The 17520-nt window shown below is 45.3% G+C and carries 22 protein-coding genes, 1 tRNA gene and 1 riboswitch; of the genes, 9 read left to right on the forward strand and 14 right to left on the reverse strand.

The genetic code is table 11. The features are described 5' to 3' along the window. Positions 1 to 770: 770 nt before the first annotated feature. A complete protein-coding gene (gene rlmN, locus KNO98_RS02495; protein ID WP_031423599.1) occupies positions 771 to 1832 on the reverse strand; it encodes a dual-specificity RNA methyltransferase RlmN in 1062 nt (353 codons plus the stop codon). 65 nt (positions 1833 to 1897) lie between these two features. After that, a complete protein-coding gene (locus tag KNO98_RS02500) occupies positions 1898 to 3304 on the reverse strand; it encodes an amidase family protein (protein WP_251129432.1) in 1407 nt (468 codons plus the stop codon). 112 nt (positions 3305 to 3416) lie between these two features. On the opposite strand from KNO98_RS02500, the gene KNO98_RS02505 reads away from it, so the two are divergent. From KNO98_RS02505 to KNO98_RS02520, 4 genes are all read left to right on the forward strand, one after another. Next, positions 3417 to 3578 carry a hypothetical protein gene (locus KNO98_RS02505; protein ID WP_214698730.1) on the forward strand — a complete coding sequence of 54 codons (162 nt, stop codon included), beginning with the start codon at positions 3417 to 3419 and terminating at the stop codon, positions 3576 to 3578. Positions 3579 to 3622: 44 nt separating this feature from the next. Further along, positions 3623 to 3722, forward strand: a riboswitch (SAM riboswitch). Between the two features lie 67 nt (positions 3723 to 3789). After that, complete coding sequence (msrA, locus tag KNO98_RS02510; protein ID WP_214698732.1) at positions 3790 to 4314, forward strand: peptide-methionine (S)-S-oxide reductase MsrA; 525 nt, start codon at positions 3790 to 3792, stop codon at positions 4312 to 4314. A gap of 101 nt (positions 4315 to 4415) precedes the next feature. Beyond that, positions 4416 to 4940, forward strand: a complete 525-nt coding sequence (locus KNO98_RS02515) for a DM13 domain-containing protein (RefSeq protein WP_214698734.1) — start codon at positions 4416 to 4418, stop codon at positions 4938 to 4940. Between the two features lie 143 nt (positions 4941 to 5083). Next, positions 5084 to 5329: a hypothetical protein gene (locus tag KNO98_RS02520; RefSeq protein ID WP_214698736.1), complete on the forward strand. Its 246-nt coding sequence runs from the start codon at positions 5084 to 5086 to the stop codon at positions 5327 to 5329. 177 nt (positions 5330 to 5506) lie between these two features. Here KNO98_RS02520 and KNO98_RS02525 read toward each other — a convergent pair whose 3' ends face one another. The 6 genes from KNO98_RS02525 to KNO98_RS02550 form a co-directional block, all read right to left on the reverse strand. Next, the gene (locus KNO98_RS02525; RefSeq protein ID WP_214698738.1) at positions 5507 to 6061 is read right to left on the reverse strand and encodes a class I SAM-dependent methyltransferase; all 555 of its coding nucleotides are present in this window, start codon (positions 6059 to 6061) and stop codon (positions 5507 to 5509) included. After that, complete coding sequence (locus tag KNO98_RS02530) at positions 6058 to 6297, reverse strand: hypothetical protein (protein WP_214698740.1); 240 nt, start codon at positions 6295 to 6297, stop codon at positions 6058 to 6060. The genes KNO98_RS02525 and KNO98_RS02530 overlap by 4 nt, the downstream gene beginning before the upstream one ends. Positions 6298 to 6318: 21 nt before the next feature. After that, positions 6319 to 6975, reverse strand: coding sequence for an NAD(P)/FAD-dependent oxidoreductase (locus KNO98_RS02535; protein ID WP_214698742.1), 657 nt, complete (start codon positions 6973 to 6975; stop codon positions 6319 to 6321). Next, positions 6962 to 7573 (reverse strand): SAM-dependent methyltransferase, encoded by a 612-nt coding sequence (locus KNO98_RS02540; RefSeq protein WP_214698743.1) that lies wholly within the window; start codon positions 7571 to 7573, stop codon positions 6962 to 6964. The genes KNO98_RS02535 and KNO98_RS02540 overlap by 14 nt, the downstream gene beginning before the upstream one ends. Then, the gene (locus KNO98_RS02545; RefSeq protein ID WP_214698745.1) at positions 7570 to 8109 is read right to left on the reverse strand and encodes a TetR/AcrR family transcriptional regulator; all 540 of its coding nucleotides are present in this window, start codon (positions 8107 to 8109) and stop codon (positions 7570 to 7572) included. Before KNO98_RS02545 ends, KNO98_RS02540 begins: the two co-directional genes overlap by 4 nt. A 283-nt stretch (positions 8110 to 8392) precedes the next feature. Beyond that, the gene (locus tag KNO98_RS02550) at positions 8393 to 9256 is read right to left on the reverse strand and encodes a GRP family sugar transporter (RefSeq protein ID WP_214698747.1); all 864 of its coding nucleotides are present in this window, start codon (positions 9254 to 9256) and stop codon (positions 8393 to 8395) included. 123 nt (positions 9257 to 9379) lie between these two features. Between KNO98_RS02550 and KNO98_RS02555 the strand changes: the two genes are divergently transcribed. The 3 genes from KNO98_RS02555 to KNO98_RS02565 all read left to right on the forward strand — a co-directional run bounded on the left by KNO98_RS02555 (position 9380) and on the right by KNO98_RS02565 (position 10523). Then, positions 9380 to 9452 (forward strand) — tRNA-Ala (locus tag KNO98_RS02555). Between the two features lie 111 nt (positions 9453 to 9563). After that, on the forward strand, positions 9564 to 9896 hold the full coding sequence (locus tag KNO98_RS02560; RefSeq protein ID WP_084483592.1) for a four-helix bundle copper-binding protein: 333 nt from the start codon (positions 9564 to 9566) through the stop codon (positions 9894 to 9896). Positions 9897 to 9956: 60 nt separating this feature from the next. Further along, on the forward strand, positions 9957 to 10523 hold the full coding sequence (locus KNO98_RS02565) for a 3'-5' exonuclease (RefSeq protein WP_214698754.1): 567 nt from the start codon (positions 9957 to 9959) through the stop codon (positions 10521 to 10523). 23 nt (positions 10524 to 10546) lie between these two features. Here the strand turns inward: KNO98_RS02565 and KNO98_RS02570 are convergent, their stop codons facing one another. From KNO98_RS02570 to KNO98_RS02590, 5 genes are all read right to left on the reverse strand, one after another. Next, positions 10547 to 11608, reverse strand: coding sequence for a bifunctional glycosyltransferase family 2/GtrA family protein (locus tag KNO98_RS02570; protein WP_214698755.1), 1062 nt, complete (start codon positions 11606 to 11608; stop codon positions 10547 to 10549). A 90-nt stretch (positions 11609 to 11698) separates the two neighbouring features. Beyond that, positions 11699 to 12688: a sodium:calcium antiporter gene (locus tag KNO98_RS02575; RefSeq protein ID WP_214698757.1), complete on the reverse strand. Its 990-nt coding sequence runs from the start codon at positions 12686 to 12688 to the stop codon at positions 11699 to 11701. Positions 12689 to 12876: 188 nt separating this feature from the next. Further along, positions 12877 to 13725 (reverse strand): HD domain-containing protein, encoded by an 849-nt coding sequence (locus KNO98_RS02580; protein ID WP_214698759.1) that lies wholly within the window; start codon positions 13723 to 13725, stop codon positions 12877 to 12879. A 101-nt stretch (positions 13726 to 13826) separates the two neighbouring features. Then, a complete protein-coding gene (locus KNO98_RS02585; RefSeq protein ID WP_353047722.1) occupies positions 13827 to 14531 on the reverse strand; it encodes an SDR family NAD(P)-dependent oxidoreductase in 705 nt (234 codons plus the stop codon). Positions 14532 to 14570: 39 nt separating this feature from the next. Then, on the reverse strand, positions 14571 to 15116 hold the full coding sequence (locus tag KNO98_RS02590) for a glycerol-3-phosphate responsive antiterminator (protein WP_214698763.1): 546 nt from the start codon (positions 15114 to 15116) through the stop codon (positions 14571 to 14573). 116 nt (positions 15117 to 15232) lie between these two features. Between KNO98_RS02590 and KNO98_RS02595 the strand changes: the two genes are divergently transcribed. Then, a complete protein-coding gene (locus tag KNO98_RS02595) occupies positions 15233 to 15670 on the forward strand; it encodes a GNAT family N-acetyltransferase (protein WP_214698765.1) in 438 nt (145 codons plus the stop codon). A 12-nt stretch (positions 15671 to 15682) separates the two neighbouring features. Continuing rightward, positions 15683 to 16849 carry a cation:proton antiporter gene (locus KNO98_RS02600; protein ID WP_214698767.1) on the forward strand — a complete coding sequence of 389 codons (1167 nt, stop codon included), beginning with the start codon at positions 15683 to 15685 and terminating at the stop codon, positions 16847 to 16849. Positions 16850 to 16897: 48 nt separating this feature from the next. Here KNO98_RS02600 and KNO98_RS02605 read toward each other — a convergent pair whose 3' ends face one another. Beyond that, entirely contained in the window at positions 16898 to 17518 is a 621-nt protein-coding gene (locus tag KNO98_RS02605; protein ID WP_214698774.1) for a DedA family protein, read from the reverse strand. Between the last annotated feature and the right edge of the window lie 2 nt (positions 17519 to 17520).

Here is a 17520-nt window from a genome sequence, read left to right on the forward strand (position 1 = left end):
CAATAGTTAGACGAAAAATCACCCCAGTTATTTACACCTAAAAAATTTACTAATGGATAGATATACCTTTTATGTAATTGATATCATTGTTTCATTCTAAGGAAATCATTTCAAGTGTTTAATATATTTAACATAAAATCTAAAACTTAAGTACTGTTATACATTTAAAAATTAAACATTAAACTTAGGATAAAAGACACGTTTCATTTTATCCCTGTACCAAAAGTCACTATGATATTTCACAACGTTTTATATTCTTATTGATTTACAATATATAATCATCACCGTATTCGATAGTTTCTATTCTGCCTATTCAATGATTGTGCAGGTTGTCGACTTTCAAGATTGCTGTATGAAATGTGACAACAGACATCGAGTTATAGATTGACTCTATATGCACCAATATTTTAAAGTTTCTAGTTTTTCGTCCGACAGTTAGATGAACAACTAATTTGAAATATCATCTTGGGGCGAATATAGCACGTCTCAGGAAGAACGTCTGAAGAAGAAGGGGATTGATTTTAGAGTCGAGGACGAAAAGATTTACATTAAGGAGAAAGATTTAGACAAAGTAGCATCATGTTGCAGTTGACTTTACAGTTTATTGATTGATGGATTATAAAATTCAGCGCAGCACCCAAACGTGAACACAAAAAAAACTTTGACGCTTTCCCTCCGCCAAAACGGGAAACGTCAAAAACCCTGAATGAGCACTTTTTATCAAGTGTCTATCATTCAGGGTTCAGTTCAATCTCCCGGAGAGGCCATTTTTACTTCGCGCCTTCGACGTTCATATGTTTACTGCGGAGTTGTCCGCATGCTGCATCGATGTCTGTCCCGTGCTCGAGACGGACACCAGTGTTGACGCCACGCTTTTTCAAGATGTCATAGAACGCCATGATGTCCTCAGGCGTGCTTCGCTCATATTGGATGTGCTCGTTGACCGGGTTATATGGAATCAAGTTGACGTACGACTTGTCTTTGATATCTTCGATCAAGTCGGCGAGTTCTTCCGCATGTTCCGGTAAATCATTCACTTTCGAGAGTAGGATATACTCGAACGTGATCCGTTTGTTCGTCTTCTCGACGTAGTAACGAATCGATGGCATGAGTTTATCAAGCGGGAACGCCCGATTGATTTTCATGATACGTGTACGTAATTCATCATTCGGCGCATGAAGCGAGAGCGCCAAGTTGATGCGTAAGTCAAGGTCTGCGAACTTGTAGATCTTATCCGCGAGACCACTCGTCGACACGTTGATCTTACGCGGAGCGATCGCAAGACCACGCTCATCTTTGACGACACGCAAGAAGTCGACCAAGTTGTCGAAGTTATCGAATGGTTCGCCGATACCCATGACGACGATATGGCTGACGCGGTCCCCTTCGCCCTCTTCATCGAGGAAGTGTTGAACGGTCATGATTTGCTCGACGACCTCACCAGCCGTCAAGTCCCGTGTCTTTTTCAACAACCCGCTCGCGCAGAAGCTACAGCCGATGTTGCAACCGACCTGAGTCGTCACACAGACCGAACGTCCGTATTTGTGACGCATGAGCACCGTCTCGATGTAATGCCCGTCATGTAATTTAAGTAAGAATTTGACCGTCCCGTCGCCCGCTTCTTGTTTGACGAACAGTTCTTGTGTCGAGATGACATATTTCTCTGTTAAGTAATCGCGCACCTCATCACGTACGTTGAGGTCGTCCATCGATTTGACCCGATCGATGTAGAGCGAGTCCCAAACTTGACGTGCGTGGAAGGCACCGTATCCCGCTTCCGTACACTCGTTTGTGAGTTGATCGAACGTCAACCCGTATATAGATGATTTCATTGTAATCTGTCCTTTCTCTAATCCGCATACGTACCATTGTAGCGGACGTGAGAGACGGGTGCAACTTACGAATAATCCGGAGGCGTCGGGCGTGTGATGAACTGTTCGAACGCATAAGCGACTCGGATCAAATCACGCTCCGCGTAGCTCGTCCCCGTGAACGAGAGGCCGAATGGGGCCCCGCTCTCTTTTCGTTGATAAGGGATTGTAATCGTCGGATGCCCTGCTTTCGCAGCCATGTCGTAGTTCATATCATGTGGGAGGACGATTGCATCTAGTTTATGAGTTTGAAGCAATGCGTCAATCCCTTCTGTTTTTGCGAGACGGACGTCCGCGATGCGACGGTCGAGATAGCTCGCTTCGATCAGTTTTCCAGATCGGGCGTTCGCTTCTTCAAAGATGGTCTGGCCGTGCGGAATCGATTCAGGATGTTCCGCGTTCCACTCGATTAAATCAGAAAGCGTCTTAAACGGCACGGTCGTGTTCGCGAGATACGCCTCGACCCCGAGCTTGAATTCGTCGAACAGGATGTCCGCCTGCTCAAGCGCCTCATGCTTTGGTAGTGCGACTTCGACAAGTTCGACCTCGGCTTGCCGTAGTAACCTGATTGCCTGTTCATACAATCCGACTTCTTCGTCTGAAATATTTGGTTTGATAAATCCGACACGCATCCCGACCGCTTGCCTCACGTCGAGACATGTCACGTATGGGGGACCGACCGGTGTCTCGAGAGTCGCCGGATCCGATTCATCCTCACCGCACATCGATTGTAAGGCGATGACCGCATCACGAAGCGTCCTCGCCATCGGTCCTGCCGTATCTTGAGAACGTGAGATCGGGATGATTCCGGAGCGGCTGATCAATCCGACGGTCGGCTTGATCCCGACGATGCTGTTATGGACACTCGGATGAACGATTGAACCGCTCGTCTCGGACCCTACCGCAAGAAGAGTGAGGTTCGCCGCGACCGCAGAAGCCGACCCCGAACTTGATCCCCCGACATTTAACGCGTCGCCATATGGGTTCATCGTCTGTCCACCGACGGCACTCCATCCGTTCGGCATATCTTCCGTTAAAAAGTTCGCCCACTCGGACAGGTTCGCTTTCCCCAAGATGATGGCCCCGTCAGCCCGTAACCGTTTGACGAGCTCGGCATCTCGAGCGGCGAAATGATGTCGCATCGCGGCAGCACCTGCAGTCGTTCGCATCAGACCGTTCGTCTCGATGTTGTCTTTGATTAAGACAGGAATACCGAGTAGCGGTTTGCGTACTCCTTTTCGGTACGCCCGGTCTGCCGCCTCTGCCTCGAACAGGGCGTCCGGATTGACTTGAATGACGGCGTGAAGCCGTTCATTATACGCTGCAATCCGCCCTAAATAATAGGCGGTCACGTCTCTCGCCGTGAATTGTCCTTCTTTATACCCACGATGTGCACGTTCAATCGTCAGTTCATGTAATTGGATTTGTTCCATCATACATTCCTCCTTTATCTCTCCCCTTTATTCGTGCTCTACGTCTGATTTCCTTTTCGTATCGCCAAGTCGATGTGTTCTTGTTACACTTAAGAAAAAACAGGAGGTTCCTATGACACGCTCCTATGTCTTTGTGTTGCTGGCTGTGTTCGGTCTATTTTTCTTACAGCTATACGGTGAAAATGTGCCTTATGGTACACTCATTTCCATCGCGTTGATTGGATTCATCATCGTCTTGACTGTTTTTCAGTTGAAACGAAAGCCGAATCATTGACGGATGTATTTTGAGGGTGGTATGATGCTCTCACCAACTACATATCGATATCAAGAGTGAACGAGAGATCTGGCTCCGCGACTTCACAGCAACCTGCCTTAGGCAAGGTGCTACGACCAGCAAGGGAAACCTTGGACGATATGACGAAAGCGCTCATGTCATCCGACGTGAGCGCTTTTTTGTTGAATGACGATTTGGAGGGAACGACAGAATGGAAAAAGCAACATTCGCAGGCGGCTGTTTTTGGTGCATGGTGACACCATTTGAGGAATTACCAGGGATTGAAGGCATCGTATCCGGCTATATGGGTGGACAAGTCGACAATCCGACATATGAACAAGTAAAAACCGGGACGACGGGGCACCTCGAGGTCGTTCAAATCACATATGATCCAGCATTATTCTCGTATGAACGTCTCCTTGAACTGTATTGGATTCAGACCGACCCGACCGATGACGGTGGTCAATTCCAAGACCGGGGACCTCAGTATGCCCCAGCTATTTTCTATCACACGGAAGAACAACGAATCGCTGCTGAGGCGAGTCGCGATGTGTTGGCGGCAAGCGGGCGCTTCACGGCCCCGATCGTCACGAAAATCATTCCAGCGACGACGTTCTTTGCCGCAGAAGACTACCATCAGGATTATCATAAAAAGAATCCGAAGCATTATAAGGAAGACCGAGCCATCTCGGGACGTGACGAGTTCATCGAGGAGAAGTGGACTGAAACCGTATAACGGTCATCACACGCGAATTTTAGCATTCGCGTCTTTTTATAAGACCAATAATCGGGAAAAGGCTACTAATGGTTCATACATCCGAAAAGGAGGACTCATATATGAAAACAAGTACGAAACTCATCATCGGTGTGATCGGAGTAGCCGTGATCGCCATCGCCTGGTGGCTGATCTCCCCACTATTCTTAACCGAGACGGTCGATGAAGGATTGCCGCCGACAGCAGTCGAATCACCAACTCCAGAGGAAGAGGAATCAGATCAAGAGACGTCCGAGACACCGGAAGCACAACCGAGTCCAACCGAAGTAGCGGGTGTGTTCATGGACGGGGAGGAAAATTATGAGACGACCGGGACGATCCGCTCGGTCGAGGCAGAAGACGGGACATATCTCCGATTTGAAGAGTTCGAGACGACGAACGGTCCAGACTTATTTGTCTATTTGACAAAACCAGGTCAAGAGACGACCGAAGGCGTCAGTCTAGGGGCTCTAAAAGGGAATATCGGGAATCAAAACTATTTGGTCCCTGCGGATGTGAATCTAGAGGAGTACAACACAGTTGTCATCTGGTGCCGTGCGTTCAGCGCGACGTTCGGGACGGGAGAACTGACTGGAACAAGTGAATGAATTGACTGCAGGGCGGCTGAATGAATCGGCCACCCTCTTTTCATTTGAAATCGGCTAAAAAATAAAGACCAATCATCCAACATCAATTGTGTATATGCTATCATATATGTAAATAAGTGTAATTCAATTGAGGAGATACGATTATGGAACAGACTGTGTCACAAACGTACAAACACTACTTTTGGAAACGTTTCTTTCTATTTTTCATTCCATTGATGGTGATCGGCATACTATCCGAACCGATGATTATTCAGAATCCATTCGAAGAGCTCGAAGACTATGGAGCATTTGTGTTTTTCTTGGCAATTTATATCCTTGTACTCGGTGGATGGGCAGCGTTTATGACGTCGATGATGTGGCGGATCAAACAATTCAAGTTGAAAAAGTAATCGATATGGTAAAGTGTGGAACTTAGTATAAGGCTGAAAGAATCACTGCTTGTTCAACCGTTGAGAAGACGGGGTAGCCTGACCAGATTTCAATCAATAGGTCGGATCATTCGGGGATCCCCCACCTTAAAGCAAAGCTTAGGCGGGGGTCGTTCAAATAATAGTTTACCTACTCCCTCAACTGCCCTTTTTCAAGATATACATATGGTAGCGCGCATTGAATTCCGGATAGTCTGTATAGCGGTCATCAAGTATTTCCCAATCGATTTCCAACTCATCGAGCACGCGCTTCAAGTATGCTTCCCTTTTTTGGCCTTGCTGCATAAAAATGGCCAACACCCCACCGTTCTTCAGCTCCACAGCAATACGTTGGAGCAGTTTTGTTTCTTCCTCAATATCCCTTTTATAAAAATGCAACATTGAATCTAACAGGACAATATCGTATTCCTCATCTATCGGGTATGTGTAAACATCTCCTATTTTTCCGGTCACTTTCAACTGCTCGTCACGGGCGACTTGATTCATTTGTGCGAGCCCGACAGTGGAGATATCGACGCCTGTCACCGTATACCTTAACCTTCCTAAAAACAATGAGTCTCTTCCTTGTCCGCATCCTACATCTAAGACATGCCCTTTCGGTTCATACGCCTTAAAGAATGCCATGAGTCCAGGGTATGGATTCCCGAAATAATGTTGTTCTTGATAATGTGTATCGTAGATTCGTTCCGTCATGTTACTCCACCTCGTTCCCAATCTTCCATCGCCATTTCATGGTTAATTTCAGCTGCGACTTCATACCCATCACTCGCAGCCTTTAGCAATCCAGAAAACACATTCTTTGTGTCTCCGATCACATATAGTCCCTTCACAGTCGTTTGCGATCCTTCTTCAGTTTTGACTCCCCCCATGTCTGTATAATCGATGCCAAAGTGGTCTAGAGAAAACGCCTGATATTCGCCTGTATCCATGATAAACCCACCAGTTCGATGTTACGTCTCTCCTGACGTCATAACGACCTTTTGTAGTTGACCCTCGGTTGAAATAAGTTCATCAATCGCCTCTTCCACAAGCTCCACACCGTGCCCTAGTAAATCTTTCCGATCTTCTTCCGAAAGCGTTGCAGCACCGTTTGTAAAAACGATTAGATCCTGACTCCAGTTATAAATCAATTTAACGTAGTGAATAAGCCAGGGCTCGTTTCCAAAAATCGCCAAAGGTTCATCTTTTCGCTCCCAACCATCACAATAAGGACATGGAAAAACCGTTGAGCCGTATACGTTCTGTAGTCCTTTGATTGCCGGCAGTTTTTCTTTTATCCCCGCTGCTACAATGACACGCGGGCTGGCAAAGCTATCCCCATTATCGGTCTGAACGGTAAAAATGCCCTCTATTTTTTCAAGTGCCGTAACCTTGGTTTCAACATAGGTTACTGTCGGATATGCCTTGATTTCGCCTAAACCGATCGACTTAAATAATTCAGGCTTCACACCGTCTCGTGTCAAATACCCGTGCGATGCATGCGTCACACGGTTCCGTGCGGTATTGGCATCCAATACGAGAACTTTCCGCTTTGATCGTCCAAACACAAGCGCTGAACTTAAGCCAGCAGCTCCGCCCCCTATTACAATCACTTCATATTGTTCCAACGTGTCCTCTCTCCTTTCTAACGATCACACTTGCCGTTTTCGCTACATATGTACCTTCAGCAATCCCTATCGGTAGTTCTCTCACCTGATCTCCTAGATTTAAGACGACGAGCGAAGGAAGAGACTTCATTTCCTCCACCACTTTCTCAGATGATGGAAATTCATCCAAGAGTCCTCCTGGTGGAAGCTCTTCCTCAGTTTTGATCAACCCAAGATAGACGAGCAGACCGCCTTCTTCAAGCTGTTTTTCTAATCTTGAGAAAAGCGTACCCCGCTCCTCTTTCGAAAAATGCATAAATGAGAGAAGAATCAAATCAAATTTCCCTTCCCCCTTGTATTTAAGTGCATCTGCTACTTCCGTCTCTATCGAATATCCCTTTTCACGAGAATGTTGCTCGATGAACTGAACAGCCACCGGAGAAAAATCGACACTCGTCACGCTCCATCCCTGTTGCGCTAACCAAAAACTATTGCCACCTTCCCCGGCACCGAGATCAAGCGCACGACCTGTTGGTACACCTTCAAGCCATTCAATAATCCGCTCATCTGGCCTTGTCCAGTGCATTTTATTCTGTAAATATTCCTCATCAAAACTCATGACAACAATCCCTTCTTAAATGTATTCCATGCAAGATCTGGGATTTCTCTCGGAGCCACTGTCCCGTTGTGCAATGCCTCCCAAGCCATCAACAGCACTCCGTCATACATATGGAACACCCAGGCATCTGGAATAGAAGAATTAATATGCCCTGCGTCTCTCAATCGTCCGATCAATGCATACAGCACTTCGTTGACCTTCGAAAACTTGCACGTTTCCGGGTCATGCTCTTCATGATTCCCGTGCTCACGGAATAAAAGATGGAATCCATGATTTCCCGCATTTGTTCTAATAATCGATTCCATCTGCACAAGCGGATCCTCAAATTTGTCCATCGACTCATTGAAAATGACTAATGTCCTTTCAATCAACACCTCATGTATGGAAGAAAACAACCGTTCGCGACTCTTGAAATAACGGTGAATCGTCATTCGACTCACATTCGCCTGTTCCGCAATCGTTTCCATCGATGCGCTTTCGTTTCTTGAAAGAACATCAATTGCGATGTTCACAATATTGATTTGCGTTTTATTCATTTCTTCACCTCTTAACGTTACGTAACTGTAACATATTGTACAAGTTAGTAACTTATAAGTCAATAGAAAAGAAGGGTGTGATTTCATTTCTGAACTCTCACACCACTAGACATTTAGTTGATGGGCCTTATTCAAGCAGAGACAACTTTACTTATGCTGCCTTACAAAGGAAAAAGGACGATTGTCCCGAAAACGTCGGTCGAATCGTCCTTATTTTTGTTCAATCTCGGATGGAACGGAAGATTATTAATTCCTCTGACTAACTTGTTCCTTCAAACCCGATTTAACTCTTGGCAATCCCAAGCATAAATCCAGCGACGACAATCAAACCGATTCCCATAAAGACAAAGACACGTTCTTTTGTCGTCTTCTCTTCTTTCAATAGATAGATACCACCGAGTGTCGCCACAACGACGTTCAATTGAGATAAGGCGAACGAGGTCGCGATCCCGACTTCTCCGCTTGAAACGAAAAGTCCGAAGTTCCCGATCCCCCAGGCAAGCCCCGCCAAGATGTTTTTGAACGTACGCGGATCCAGTTTCTTGACGTCTTTCTCACGAAGACTGAAGAGAAGTGCTGTGATGAACATCCCGACGGATTGTGGAAGGATTGCCGTGATTCCCTCTACTCCAAAATAGTTCGTCAAAACGGCATACGTGACGTAACCGATACTTGAAACGAAGAGGACGAGTAGTCCCTTTTTCAAGGCGCCGGCACTATCTTTGTCTTTTTTCTGTTGATACGAAGTCATCGTCGCCCCGATGATGATCAAGACGAGCGCCGAGAACCCTAACCATAGCTCCGTCGTCGTCTGCCAGTCTCCGAGAACGATGACTCCAAAGAGAGACGTCCCGACGAGCTGCATGCCCGTACTGATTGGCATCGCCTTCGAGACACTTAAGATTTGGAATGATTGAAACTGTAAGTATTGACCGAGCGCCCAAAACGCCCCTGAGATAAACCCGGTCACGATGGCGAGTGTCGTGAACTCCGGTCGGAAGACGAGGGCAATCACTGCCGCCATGATCATCGCCCCGATGGTCGTTCCGATCAATTGCTGAATCGGTTTGCCTCCCACCTTCGACACGATGAGCGGAATACTTCCCCACATGAGTGCCGGTAAGAGTGCCAAAAGAATCATTTCCATGAAGCACACCTGCTTTCTTAATATAACGTCTAACATGAAATTCCCACGCTTTCAATTTTATAAACCTAAATTGCAAAAGGGAATTGCCATAGCGAATACTAGGATGATATAATGATTTCGAACGGGGCATTAGCTCAGCTGGGAGAGCGCTACGCTGGCAGCGTAGAGGTCAGGGGTTCGAGCCCCCTATGCTCCATTAATTTGTCACATCTCGGATGAGGTGTGACTTTTTTATTGGCATGACGCGATTCAACCCCTTAGTGAACGGGTAATGGTAGATAGACTTTTCATACAAGGGGGACTTCCGATGGAACGCACATCCGTAGAAGAGACATTGACGAGCGTGATTGAATGTTTACGCGCTTGCAATCACTGTTTCTCAAAAAGTTTACAAGAAGAGGATTTACACATGTTCACCGAATGCATCCGACTAACTAGGGAATGTTCTGACATTTGCACGCTAGCTTTGAACGCCTTAGAGTCAGACTCCGCTTTTTCTAAACCAATTCTCTCTCTATGTGCCCAAATATGCGACACATGTGCCGTCGAATGTGGCCGCCACCTGCATGACCATTGTCAGGCTTGTGCGAAAGCGTGTGAGCGTTGTTCGGAAGCTTGCCGTACACTCGTCGCTGCCTAAACACGACATTCGTCTAACTTTCTGTTAGACTTTTTTTATTGCTTAGAAAGAAGGTGGACCATGCAATATTCAATTTTCGCTCTCGATGTCGAAACCGCGAACCGCGACAGTCGCAGCATCTGTTCTGTCGGATGGAGCATTCTTGAGAATGGAGAAGTCGTCGAAACCGATCAACGACTCGTCAACCCGGAAGAAGAATTCGATATGCGCAACGTCCGCGTTCATGGTATTCGTCCGAGTGACGTCTGGGATGCGCCGGCATTACCGGAAGTACTTTCCTCTCTTTACCCGATTTTACGGGAAGTGGACCTCGTCATCGCACATAACGCCTCATTTGATATGGGTGCCTTGAGAAAGGCGATTGTGAAATATGATTTATTCGATTTCCCTACAATCGAGTACGGCTGCACCGTCAAACTGTCACGCAAACTATATCCCGGGTTACCAAACCACAAGTTGAACACGATGGCCGAGTATTTGAATGTACCATTTCTTCACCATGATGCCGCGGAAGATGCTCGCGTATGCGCCTTACTCATGCGTGATATGATGCAAAAGACAAGTATTACGAATCCGAAAGAGTTACATCGCTATACGTCCGTCAAAATGGGAACGCTCGCATATTAAACCGGTCATGAAATCATGACCGGTTATTTTTTAAAAATCCATCGTTTTTGAACATAATAACTGATGAAAAAGAGAAAGCTATCCACGATAATTTTCAAGACGACTTCTCCTTGTCTAAATAGGAGAAACAGAAGATAAACCAATAGTGCCGAGATCGCCATCTGGAGAACGACGAGTCCAAAATACTTGGAAAGTGATCGACGTGCCTTCGAATGGAAGACTACTTTCCGATTGACAAAATAATTGAATAAAGAGGAAATGACTCGTGCGAGTACCGTTGCAACGATGACATGGGCTGTATCGAAGTACGGGGATAATAAATAGATGAAGACTGCATATACTCCAACATCGACAAGGAACGAAGCGACTGACGATATTGAATACATCAAAAACATCCGGTAAATTAAAATCGAGTCGAGTACCGGTCTGAAATGAGATGAATCATTTTCGTTCTCGTAAACCGTCTGAATGGTCGTTTGTTGAATGGGCACCTGTAGCCGTTTTGTGAACGTGAGCATATTCATCTCAAACTCGTATCGACTTCCCGGAATGTCCAATAATTGTCTCGCGTATCGCATCGGGATGGCACGTAACCCGGTCTGTGTATCTTTCAGTTTTAATCCGCTCCCAATCAACATAACGAGCCGTGTCGCCTGATTCCCAAATCGACTTCGAAACGGAATCTCCTCCCCACTAAAATCACGACATCCCATGATGAGATGGTGTGGCTTATTCACACCTTCCTCATATACGTTGACAACATCTTCAGGCAGGTGCTGTCCATCGGCATCGACTGTGATGACCCCTAAACGATCAGGATACGTATTTACAATATATTGTAATCCTGTCTTCAAAGCAGCCCCTTTCCCTTGATTCTGATCATGGGTCAATACTTGATCAACTAAAGGTGTCACTGCATCAAAGGTCGATTGTGCTGAAGCACCGCTACCGTCATCGACGACGATAATCGATAAAAATCCATTTGCTCTCAACTTCTCAACGAGTGTGACGAGTGCACCATCAGGGTTATAGGCAGGAATTAAAATCGTATACGCTTGACGTGCTTCTACTTTATGCATTTGCATCGCCACCCCTCCTCTCCCTTCCCTTATACCCGATGGAACGGATTCGCATGCCAACAGAAAAAGCATCAGCACGAGGCTGATGCTACAAAATCATCCGATGAAAATCAAATAGGAAGAAACAAAATAAACGACTAAGACGAGTAGTGAGGGTATCGCATACCGAACTTTCGACGTGACATTTTGACGGAGCACACTATACATAACAAGGATGGACAGAATCGTGATTCCGACCGCAGAGACGAGATGAGACGTCGAGACATCTGCCAGAATCGAACCGTTGCGATAGAATACATCTGACATAGCGATGATGAGCATGTTAAAAATATTGCTACCGAGAATCGAACCGAACGCTAAGTTTACGTTTCGAAGTTTAAGTGCCATGAAGACAGCGACTGCTTCTGGTAACGATGTTGATGCGGCGATTAAAAAGCTTCCGACAAAACTTGAACCGAGTCCCGTGACGACGGCAATCTGATCCCCTGTGATCGATAGGGCTGTACCTGCTGCCATAATCATGATAGCAGCAATCAGAAAACCAACGACTGCCCGTTTTAACGTGATGTCTTCATATTTACTGACGACAACTTCTTCCTCCACTTCTTGTTCAGCGACCGGATCTTTCGGCTGCTTACCGATATAGTAAATTCCAATTGCATAGAGAATGGCAATAAAGAGCGCGTCGATTCCGATTCCGATGAACGTCATATCAACACGGACGATCAAAGCAACCAATGTCGTGAAGGTCAATAATAAGCCGAGCCCTGCCGTATATAAATGGTCCCGGCTCGCATAGTTAAACAGTTGTTTTTGACGGAAATATAAGTCGAACATCGCCAAGATGAAAATATTGAATAAGTTGGACCCGAGCATATTCCCAATCGCGATATCGGGGTTATTAATCATGACGGCCGAAATACTCGTCGTCACTTCAGGTAACGACGTCGCCCCTGCCAATAGGACGGTTCCGATGAGCATCCCACCCATTTTCGACTTCTCTGTCATGACATCGGCGTAAGTGGATAATTTAATCGCGGCAAAGACCGTAATAGCCGCAGCTAATAAAAAATAAACAAATACCATTTTTTTCTCCTCCTTGGATAAACAAAAAAGACCTTTTTATGGACGACAAAAACGCCCATAAAAAGGTCTTGCGTACTTGTAAAAGCTCGATGGACCGAGTGCAGACGCACTGTAATGACGACCCATCGACCACATATGTGGTCGCTACTCCCCTTTTTAACTTCCATTTGACTATAGCATGAACAAATCTAGTTGACAATCGAGTGACGCATGAGAATGACTAAATCCTTCACATCAAGTGCAGTGCGATAACTGAGTTCCTTCAAGCCAGCAAGCGTTGATGGTGACGAAAGTTCCGGCCAACCGGATTGGTACAGTTGCTGTCTGAAACGTGCAACTTCTTCTTCATCACATGTCCCACGTCCAACGATTTCTCTTAATTCATACGCGGTCTGGCAAAGCGGTGCCACTTCCTGGATCCAGATGTCCTCATCGAAATTAATGACAATCGATTCGAGTAATTGTCTTACTTTTCGATCCTTCGCATTCTTCTCACCATAAAATAACAAATGAAGTTCTTGTTCATATAAACCAATCAAATCCGTCGAGCTCCGAAATGGTTCAAGCGCTAACAACAACTCATGATAATACCAAGATTGGTCTCTCATCGGACGTTCGAAGCGTTGCCACACCTTCATCCCTTCCATTTCTAAATCATAGCGAATGGAACGGAGATTATGTAGCTTGTCCGCCACGAACAGAGCAACTTCATCGAATTGAAGCGTTGACAGGCGTTGAAGGGTCATTTGCTTTCGTTGTTCCCAGGTCAAGTCTCGAATTCCCTCTGAGACCGCAAGAACGAGGCGAAGTACATCAGGACCAAACTTTGATAAAATTTCGTGCGGTTCCGTATTGGTCTTCTCTATCACATCATGGAGTAGACCTGCTACAACGACAGCCGGTGGTTGTTGATCTGTTTCGAGTAGCAAAGCAACCGAAAAGGGATGAGACAAATATGGAATGGATGAACCATTACAATCCTGTCCTCCGTGACGTATAGACGAAAAGCGAATGGCCTCTTCTATGAGCGGGTTCATATCATGTACCCCCTTTTTTCGGATAAAAGCTCCAATATCTATTACCCGAAATTAGGCATAATTAACCTAAAAAACAAAGTGGTATTAGGTGAAAAGTCTCATCACTCTTCATATATCATCTTCTTCGTCATACCACCATCAACAATGAGGTTTTGTCCATTCACAAAATCATTTTGTCGGTCAATCAAATAGCGCACCGCACGGACGATATCTTCCGGTTCACCGACCCGACCCGATGGATGTTGTTCATGATCGATCTCACGTAACGACTCATCAGACGTGTGAATCCACCCCGGGCTGATCGCATTTACTGTAATCGGTCGGTCGCTCAATGAGATGGCTAGTGAGTACGTTAGACTGACGATTCCACCTTTTGAAGCCCCATATGCATCCCAGTGAGGTTCGTTTTGCGATGCTCTTGTTGAAGCCATATTGACGATTCTTCCGTACGACTCATCTTTATTCAGTTCTAAAAAGTATTTTGAACAACTAAATGTCCCGACTAAATTGACATCGATGACTCGTTTAAACGTGTCAATCTCGAGTTCATCAATCGGGTTGATCAGTGAAGCGATGCCTCCATTATTAATCAAGACATGGGCTCGACCAAATTGGTTATAAATCTCTTCGAAGACACGCTTGAGTTCAGACTTGTCACCGAGGTCAACCTGATAAAAATGTATACCTTCAACGTTTGGGTCTTCTCCAATGTCTAGCCCAATCACTTCATACTGATTTACGAAAGTTTGTGCAATCGCATAACCAATGCCTTGACTAACACCTGTCACAATCATCACGTCTTTCATCATTCATCCCTCCTAAAGGACTGTATACCCAAATCCTGATTAGTCGGACCATAGTTTTCGATTTGAGGTCGTAACAACACTCGCTCCCGCATCAAGAGCTGCTTGAACTTCTTCCGCTGTCTCGATTAGGCCGCCTGCGAATACCGGAATGCCTGTCTTTTCATGAACACGCTGTATATATTTCGGCACAATTCCAGGTAATACTTCGATATAGTCCGGTTTCGAACGTTCAATATGACGAATACTCTTTTCAAGTGAGAGTGAATCAATTAAAAACAAGCGTTGTACAGTCACGACACCTTTTTGCTTCGCCTTCACGATTACGTTTCCTTTCGTCGAGATAATGCCAAACGGTTTATATGTTTGACATATATATTCAGTCGCGAATTCATCCGCTTTCATTCCTTGTATCAGATCCATATGAATGAATACCTTTTTGTGATGGCTCCCCAGTAATTTAAAGATGGATTCTAATCGACTCATATGAATTTCCAATAACACGCCTAATTCGAGATCACTTGATAAAAAGCGTTCTAAATCACGCATGTCCCGTATCGCCGGCAAGAGTGATTGACCGTTTAACATCTGCTATTCCCCCTATCTCCTCTCTCATTATGCAGACAGCCGTTTTTAGAAATCAAGGTTTACTCATTCAATATATCGGGAAAGTAAAATTAACTTGTGTTGAGGGGGATTTTAGTATGGTCAATGAAGTCACAGTAAAGGTCGAAACGCCAACACCGGAACAGCATCAAGCGTTGCGCGTCAAGGCAGGAATGCCTCGTCGGTCTGATGAAAGTACGGTCAAAGGACTTAAGAATACGCTTTTTGGGATCTGTTTATACTTAGATGACGAGATTGTGGGGATGGGGCGTGTCGTAGGTGACGGCGGAATGGTCTTTCATTTAGTTGATATTGTCGTAGACCCTGAATGCCAAGGACTCGGTCTCGGAAAGTTGATTATGGAGCATATGATGGATTGGATTTTAACTGAAGCAGACGAAACAGCCATCATCAGTCTGATTGCGGATATCCCTGCAGATGGATTATATCGACAGTTCGGCTTTGATTACTCAAGACCTGAATCCGTAGGGATGGAGTATCAGTGGAATCAAGCAAACAGTGAAACCCATCGTTAAAGGAGATGACTTATGGATGGATTAAACATCATCGTGTTGCTCGGATTGTCGCTCACTCTGATTTCCGTATTCAGCCTTCTGATTGAACGCCTATACTTCCCTAGCATTTTGGCGTTTATCGCCATCGGGGTAGGCGTTGGATTTTTCTGGGATGGAAACGAGGTATTCAAAGTCGCGGGTGAAATCGGAATCGTCCTCTTGTTTTTCTTTCTTGGTCTTAAGTTTCCCCTACGTCAGCTATGGAAACGGATGCGTAAAGTATGGAAAGCAGGAGTCCTTGACATCATCCTCTCGTTCGGTGTCTCATTTGGGATTGCCTTACTGTTTGGTCTGGATTTCCCTCGTGCTTTTTTAATCGGCGCCGTATTGTATGCGACAAGTTCTTCCATCTCCGCGAAGCTACTTGAGCGCCATTCCGAAAAACATGAAGATATTAAAGACTTTGTTCTCGCTTTACTCATATTCGAGGATATTTTTGCACCGCTATTACTAACGATTGCACCTTTCATTATTCAAGAGGAACCGGTGGCCATGAGTGACATCGGAAGAGTATTCACAGGATTTCTCATATTCGGGGTACTGCTGTTCATTGGATCAAACTTCGTATCTAGACAGCAAAAGTTTTCTAAGCATTTACTTAGGCAGGATGATGCTAGTATCGGTTTAATCGGACTTATTCTCTTTTTCGCCGGAATCGGGATGATGTTTGGCTTGTCCGAAATTTTAGGTGCGTTCATTGCTGGAATCATGTTAGCGGACATCCACGACGTCAGACCGCTCAAGCGATTGACTGTACCGGTTCGCGACTTATTTTTACCCATCTTCTTTATCTCATTTGGCATCTCAATCAATCTAGAGGAAGGTGTCATCGTAAACGCCTTATTCTTCGTCCTGATTGTGTGGGGCGTCTTATCGAAGTGGATTGTTGGTCGTGTCGGTGGAAGAATATACGGTCTGACACGAATCCAGGCCAACGAGGCCGGATTTTCGCTCGCTCCACGTGGCGAATTCTCTATATTATTTACCGCGCTTTCGAACGGAGCCATCAACTTGTTTGTCGGTCTCTATATTTTTGTATCCGCTATTGTCGGGATCATCTTATTCCGTTTCTCAGAATATTTGGCAGAAAAGACGGAACGGACACTCACGAAAGTATTGCCGGACAAGAAAAAAGAATAAGAGTGAACAGGCGAACCGTGACTCGGTCCGCCTGTTTTATCGTCTCCGTTAATCTTTTACCGTCTTTTTATGTTGACGTTTTTTTCGCCAGATCAGGTATCCTACCATACCGATCAGCAACAGACCGTAAATCGTGTAGGAATAAGCATCAAGATACGTGAGAATTTCTTTCCAGTTCTCCCCTACCTTCATTCCTATCAATATGAGAATCGTGTTCCAAATGGCTGTCCCCACAGTACTGAGGAGTAAAAATTTCAAAAACGGCATATTCGACATCCCCGCAGGTATTGAAATGAGACTTCGGACGACAGGCATCAATCGCCCAAAGAACACCATCCATCCCCCGTATCGGTCAAACCAGGCATCTGCTTTTTTGACATCCTCTATATCAAGACGCAACCACTTTCCGTATCGCTTCGTCCATTTCTCAATCTGTTCAACATCGAATAATAGACCAATTCCATATAACAGAATTGCTCCAAGTATAGCTCCGGTCGTTGAGGCTACGACGACTAGTATAATTGAAAGATTCGTCTTCACAGCAAAAAAACCGCCAAACAATAAAACAACTTCAGAAGGGATTGGCGGAAATACGTTCTCAATAAAAATCATGAACGCGATTCCTATGTATCCATATTGTTCGATTACTGAAATCATCCAGTCGCTCATTT

Source organism: Exiguobacterium sp. s57, from assembly GCF_018617685.1.
GTDB classification, from domain to species: Bacteria; Bacillota; Bacilli; order Exiguobacteriales; family Exiguobacteriaceae; genus Exiguobacterium; species Exiguobacterium marinum.

Bases quoted from the DNA above. Each gene is read 5' to 3' on its own strand.
- rlmN (WP_031423599.1), bottom strand. From the start codon at position 1,832: ATGAAATCATCTATATACGGGTTGACGTTCGATCAACTCACAAACGAG.
- KNO98_RS02500 (WP_251129432.1), bottom strand. From the start codon at position 3,304: ATGGAACAAATCCAATTACATGAACTGACGATTGAACGTGCACATCGT.
- KNO98_RS02505 (WP_214698730.1), top strand. From the start codon at position 3,417: ATGACACGCTCCTATGTCTTTGTGTTGCTGGCTGTGTTCGGTCTATTT.
- msrA (WP_214698732.1), top strand. From the start codon at position 3,790: ATGGAAAAAGCAACATTCGCAGGCGGCTGTTTTTGGTGCATGGTGACA.
- KNO98_RS02515 (WP_214698734.1), top strand. From the start codon at position 4,416: ATGAAAACAAGTACGAAACTCATCATCGGTGTGATCGGAGTAGCCGTG.
- KNO98_RS02520 (WP_214698736.1), top strand. From the start codon at position 5,084: ATGGAACAGACTGTGTCACAAACGTACAAACACTACTTTTGGAAACGT.
- KNO98_RS02525 (WP_214698738.1), bottom strand. From the start codon at position 6,061: ATGACGGAACGAATCTACGATACACATTATCAAGAACAACATTATTTC.
- KNO98_RS02530 (WP_214698740.1), bottom strand. From the start codon at position 6,297: ATGGATACAGGCGAATATCAGGCGTTTTCTCTAGACCACTTTGGCATC.
- KNO98_RS02540 (WP_214698743.1), bottom strand. From the start codon at position 7,573: ATGAGTTTTGATGAGGAATATTTACAGAATAAAATGCACTGGACAAGG.
- KNO98_RS02545 (WP_214698745.1), bottom strand. From the start codon at position 8,109: ATGAATAAAACGCAAATCAATATTGTGAACATCGCAATTGATGTTCTT.
- KNO98_RS02550 (WP_214698747.1), bottom strand. From the start codon at position 9,256: ATGGAAATGATTCTTTTGGCACTCTTACCGGCACTCATGTGGGGAAGT.
- KNO98_RS02560 (WP_084483592.1), top strand. From the start codon at position 9,564: ATGGAACGCACATCCGTAGAAGAGACATTGACGAGCGTGATTGAATGT.
- KNO98_RS02565 (WP_214698754.1), top strand. From the start codon at position 9,957: ATGCAATATTCAATTTTCGCTCTCGATGTCGAAACCGCGAACCGCGAC.
- KNO98_RS02570 (WP_214698755.1), bottom strand. From the start codon at position 11,608: ATGCAAATGCATAAAGTAGAAGCACGTCAAGCGTATACGATTTTAATT.
- KNO98_RS02575 (WP_214698757.1), bottom strand. From the start codon at position 12,688: ATGGTATTTGTTTATTTTTTATTAGCTGCGGCTATTACGGTCTTTGCC.
- KNO98_RS02580 (WP_214698759.1), bottom strand. From the start codon at position 13,725: ATGAACCCGCTCATAGAAGAGGCCATTCGCTTTTCGTCTATACGTCAC.
- KNO98_RS02585 (WP_353047722.1), bottom strand. From the start codon at position 14,531: ATGAAAGACGTGATGATTGTGACAGGTGTTAGTCAAGGCATTGGTTAT.
- KNO98_RS02590 (WP_214698763.1), bottom strand. From the start codon at position 15,116: ATGTTAAACGGTCAATCACTCTTGCCGGCGATACGGGACATGCGTGAT.
- KNO98_RS02595 (WP_214698765.1), top strand. From the start codon at position 15,233: ATGGTCAATGAAGTCACAGTAAAGGTCGAAACGCCAACACCGGAACAG.
- KNO98_RS02600 (WP_214698767.1), top strand. From the start codon at position 15,683: ATGGATGGATTAAACATCATCGTGTTGCTCGGATTGTCGCTCACTCTG.
- KNO98_RS02605 (WP_214698774.1), bottom strand. From the start codon at position 17,518: ATGAGCGACTGGATGATTTCAGTAATCGAACAATATGGATACATAGGA.